General features: G+C 74.1%; 3 protein-coding genes. 1 reads left to right on the top strand and 2 read right to left on the bottom strand.

Annotation, left to right across the window (positions count from 1 at the left end; translation table 11 throughout):
• Positions 1 to 108: 108 nt before the first annotated feature.
• On the bottom strand, positions 109 to 942 hold the full coding sequence (locus tag UWG_RS0122355; protein WP_016909433.1) for an aldo/keto reductase: 834 nt from the start codon (positions 940 to 942) through the stop codon (positions 109 to 111).
• A 334-nt stretch (positions 943 to 1,276) separates the two neighbouring features.
• Between UWG_RS0122355 and UWG_RS0122350 the strand changes: the two genes are divergently transcribed.
• Positions 1,277 to 2,617, top strand: coding sequence for an alpha/beta fold hydrolase (locus UWG_RS0122350; RefSeq protein ID WP_016909432.1), 1,341 nt, complete (start codon positions 1,277 to 1,279; stop codon positions 2,615 to 2,617).
• Between the two features lie 80 nt (positions 2,618 to 2,697).
• On the opposite strand, the gene UWG_RS0122345 is transcribed toward UWG_RS0122350, so the two are convergent.
• Positions 2,698 to 3,867, bottom strand: a complete 1,170-nt coding sequence (locus UWG_RS0122345) for an NAD(P)-binding protein (RefSeq protein WP_016909431.1) — start codon at positions 3,865 to 3,867, stop codon at positions 2,698 to 2,700.
• Between the last annotated feature and the right edge of the window lie 16 nt (positions 3,868 to 3,883).

The following is a 3,883-nucleotide window of genomic DNA, read 5'->3' as shown; positions in this document are numbered from 1 at the left end:
CGGGGCCCCCCCGCCGCTCGTGGTCGCGCGGTCGTCGCGACGACTCCCGGGCGGCCCTCTCCGAGGGGAGCCGCCCGACGCACCCTCCGTACGCGGCTCTTCCCGGTGTCACAGCATTTCGAGCGGCTGCTTCCGAGACGGTGGAGGGAAGGCCACGTCGAGTGCGGCGAGGTCGTCCGCGGTGAGGCGGAGGTCGAGGGCCTTGCGGTTCTCCTCCACGTGGGCGGCGGTGCCGGCCTTCGGGATGGCGATGGTGTCGCCGCCGCGCAACACCCAGGCGAGCGCCACCTGGGCGGGGGTCGCGCCGTGCGCGTCGGCGACGGAGCGCAGCGCCGGCTCCCGGAGGATGCGGCCTTGCTCCACCGGTGCGTACGCCATCGTGGGGACCGACAGTTCGCGCAGGCGGGGGAGCAGGTCGTACTCGGGACCCCTGCGCGAGAGGTTGTAGAGGACCTGGTCGGTCTGCGGGAGGGCGCCGTCGGGAAGTTGGGCGAGGTCGTCGGTGTCGAGGTTGCTCACGCCCCACGCGCCGATCGAGCCCGCCTGCTGGAGCCGTTCGAAGGCGTCGACGGTCTCTTCCAGCGGCACGGCACCCCGCCAGTGAAGCAGGTAGAGGTCGATGTGCTCCGTCTCGAGCCGGCTCATGCTGTCGTGGCAGGCGCGCGCGACGTCCCGCGCGCCGGCGTGCGTGGGCAGAACCTTGGAGACGAGAAAGACCTCGTCCCTGTGTCCCCGCAGCGCCTCGCCCACGAGCTCCTCGGCGGCGCCTTCCGCGTACATCTCCGCCGTGTCGACGAGGGTGAGTCCCAGCTCCAGACCCCGGCGGAGCGCGGCGATCTCGGTGCTCCGCTTCCCGCGGTCCTCGGCCATGCGCCAGGTGCCCTGGCCGAGTGCGGGCACGAGGGTGCCGTTCGGCAGCGCCACGGTGCGTACCTCTGACATCGTTCGTCCTCTCGTCGCGGTGCCCGGGATGGGCGGCCTCGGGCGATGATCGCCCACCCGCCCTCCTTCCGCGAGCAGGAGGGGTGTGCGCCGCAGGTCCGACGACCGACGAGCGGGCGTGCGCCGCACACTCCGGGCGCCCCCGGCGCAAGTTCGCGCCGTCGCCTCGAAGCGCCGCCCGCAAGCCCCTCCGCAACCATGGCTCGTGCCCCTCAGCACGCCCAACTCGACGCACACGCAGTCCGATCGGTTCGCCCGGCCCGGTCCGATAGCGTGCCCGGACCGCACCAGCCCGGCGGACGAGCCCGCCCGCCGTACGACCGGAAGGCGCCCCATGCCGCAGACCGCCGCCGAAGCGACCACCGGAGCCGTCACCCGGCTCCCCGGACTCGTCCTCACAGACAGGCACTTCCGCGTCCCCCTCGACCCGTCCGACCCCGGAGGCGAACACCTCACCCTCTACGCGCGCGAGGCCGTCGCACCGGGCCGGGAGGCAGAGCGGCTCCCCTGGCTCCTCTTCCTCCAGGGAGGACCCGGCGGCAAGGCACCGCGGCCGCTCGGCAGAGACGGCTGGCTCGACCGCGCGCTCCAGGAGTTCCGGGTGCTCCTCCTCGACCAGCGCGGCACCGGCCTCTCCGCACCCGTCGACCGGCACACCCTCCCTCTCCGGGGTACCGCGTCCCAACAGGCCGAATATGTCGCGCACTTCAGGGCGGACACCATCGTGCGGGACTGCGAGGCGATACGGCGCGCGCTCCTCGGCGACGAGCCGTGGAGCGTGCTCGGCCAGAGCTTCGGTGGCTTCTGCGCCCTCAGCTACCTGTCGCACGCGCCCGAAGGACTCAGCGAGGCGCTGCTCACGGGCGGCCTCCCGGCGCTCGGGGTCGACGCGGCCGACTCCTGGCGCGCGGCCTTCCGCCGCTGCGCGAACCGCGTCGAGGCGTACTACGAGCGGTACCCGCAGGACGTCGAGACGGTCCGCACGATCGTGCGGGAGCTGCTCCGCGGACCCGTACTGCTGCCCGACGGCGGGGAGTTGACGGCCGAACGCTTCCAGGCGCTGGGCAACGTACTCGGCGCCGACACCGGCGCCGAAGTCCTCCACCAGCTGCTCCAGGAGGCGTTCACCGGGGGCGCCGACGCGGGCGGTAAGGTTCCGCGCCAGCTCTCCGACGCCTTCCTCGCACAGACCGCCGCGATCGTCTCTTTCGCACAGATGCCGCTCTTCCCGCTGATGGTGGAGCCCTCCTTCGACCAGGCGGGCCCCACCGGTTGGGCGGCCCAGCGCGTCCGCGACGAATTTCCGGAGCTGGACGGCGCCGCCGCGCTGGAGGCGGGCGGCCCCGTACCGCTCACCGGCGAGGCGCCCTTCCCCTGGGCGTTCCGCGTCGACCCTGCCTTGCGTCCGCTCGAAGGCGCGGCCGACGCGCTCCACGCGCGCGGCGACTGGCCCCCGCTCTACGACCCGGAGCAGCTCGCGGCGAACGAGGTCCCCGTGGCGGCGGCCGTCTACTTCCACGACTTCTACGTCGACACGGCGCACTCCCTCGCCACCGCCGACCGCGTCCGCAACCTGCGCACCTGGGTGACGAGCGAGTACGAGCACAACGGCCTGCGAGCCGACGGCTTCCGCATCCTCGACCGGCTCCTCGCCATGGTGCGCGGCCGAGCGTGAACGCGCCCCGGCACTCAGCCACTTGAAGGACGGACCGCCCGGAGCCGCGGCCGCCCCACCTGCCGCGGCTCCGCAACCGGTCAACGGGCGCGCATCGTGCTCCCGCGCAACGCCTCCACCGCGCCCTCGGCCGCACGCACGCCGCTGAGCACGGAGATCTCGCCGCGCATCCCCGGCGCCGCCACCATGTCGCCGGCGAGGAAGAACCCGCCGCCGCGGTCGACGGCCGGGCGATCCCGCCACGTGCTGCCCGGCAGGTCGATCGCGCCGTTCCGGCCGCGGGCGGTGGCGGTGCGCTGCCAGGCGGTGCGGCTTCGCCGGTCGGGCAGCGCGAGGTCGGCGAGCGTGTCGAGACGTGCCCTGGCCTGCGCCGCCGATTCGTCGGCCCGGACCGGCATGTCGAGCTGGAAGAGCGACTCGCCGGACGGGGCCGTGGTCGGGTCCTGAAGCGAGTACGACTCGTGGAACCCGCCCGAGTCGAGGTCGAAGACGAGGAAGCGGTCTCCCGCGCGACGGCGTACCGCCAGGTCGAGCAGGACGCAGTGCCCGCTCTCCCAGCGCAGGGTGTCGTCGCCGAACAGCCGGCGCGCAGCGGCGAGTTCGGTGGCGACGACGACCGGACCCGTCTCGGGAAGCACTTCGACCCGCGAGCCGAGGACGATCTCGACGCCCAACTCCCGTGCGCGCGCCGCCATTCGGCCGAGCACCGCCTGCCAGCCGCCGACCACCCACCGGACGGCCGGGGGCCTCGGCGCGAAGACCCTGCGGTAGAGCTGCCAGACGAAGGCGGCGGAGAGGCGTCCCGTGTCGGCGTCGAAGGTCGTGACGGCGACGGCGTTGGCCGCGGCGCGCGCCGCCTCCTCGCCCCAGCGTGCGGAGGCCCACTCGTGGAAGGTCTCGTCCACGGGGGCGGTGCGGGGCCGCCGAGGCGAGGCCATGCGCACCATGCCGGCGGGCGGCAGCGCCTTCAGCCTCCCGCGGCGCATGAAGGCGAGCCGCGCGTCGCGCAACCGTGGACGGCCCAACCGCCCTGTGAATCCACGCTTTTCGAGCCACGTCCAGTGCGGCCCGTCGGCGTAGAAGACGTGCGCGCCCTCGTGCGCCACGTAGGGCGGGTCGGTGGCGCGCCCGCGCCCGCCGAGGGTGTGGTGGGCTTCGTGGAGCGTGACGGGCACGCCCTTCTCCGCGCAGGCGACCGCGGCGGTGAGCCCGGCGATACCGCCGCCCACGATCGTCACCCGGTCCGTCATGCGTCTCTCCTTCCCG

It is taken from the genome of Streptomyces xiaopingdaonensis (assembly GCF_000262345.1).
GTDB lineage: Bacteria > Actinomycetota > Actinomycetes > Streptomycetales > Streptomycetaceae > Streptomyces > Streptomyces xiaopingdaonensis.
Note: the sequence above shows the minus strand (reverse complement) of the source record. Positions and strands in the feature narration are given on the sequence as shown.

Bases quoted from the DNA above. Each gene is read 5' to 3' on its own strand.
- UWG_RS0122350 (WP_016909432.1), top strand. From the start codon at position 1,277: ATGCCGCAGACCGCCGCCGAAGCGACCACCGGAGCCGTCACCCGGCTC.
- UWG_RS0122355 (WP_016909433.1), bottom strand. From the start codon at position 942: ATGTCAGAGGTACGCACCGTGGCGCTGCCGAACGGCACCCTCGTGCCC.
- UWG_RS0122345 (WP_016909431.1), bottom strand. From the start codon at position 3,867: ATGACGGACCGGGTGACGATCGTGGGCGGCGGTATCGCCGGGCTCACC.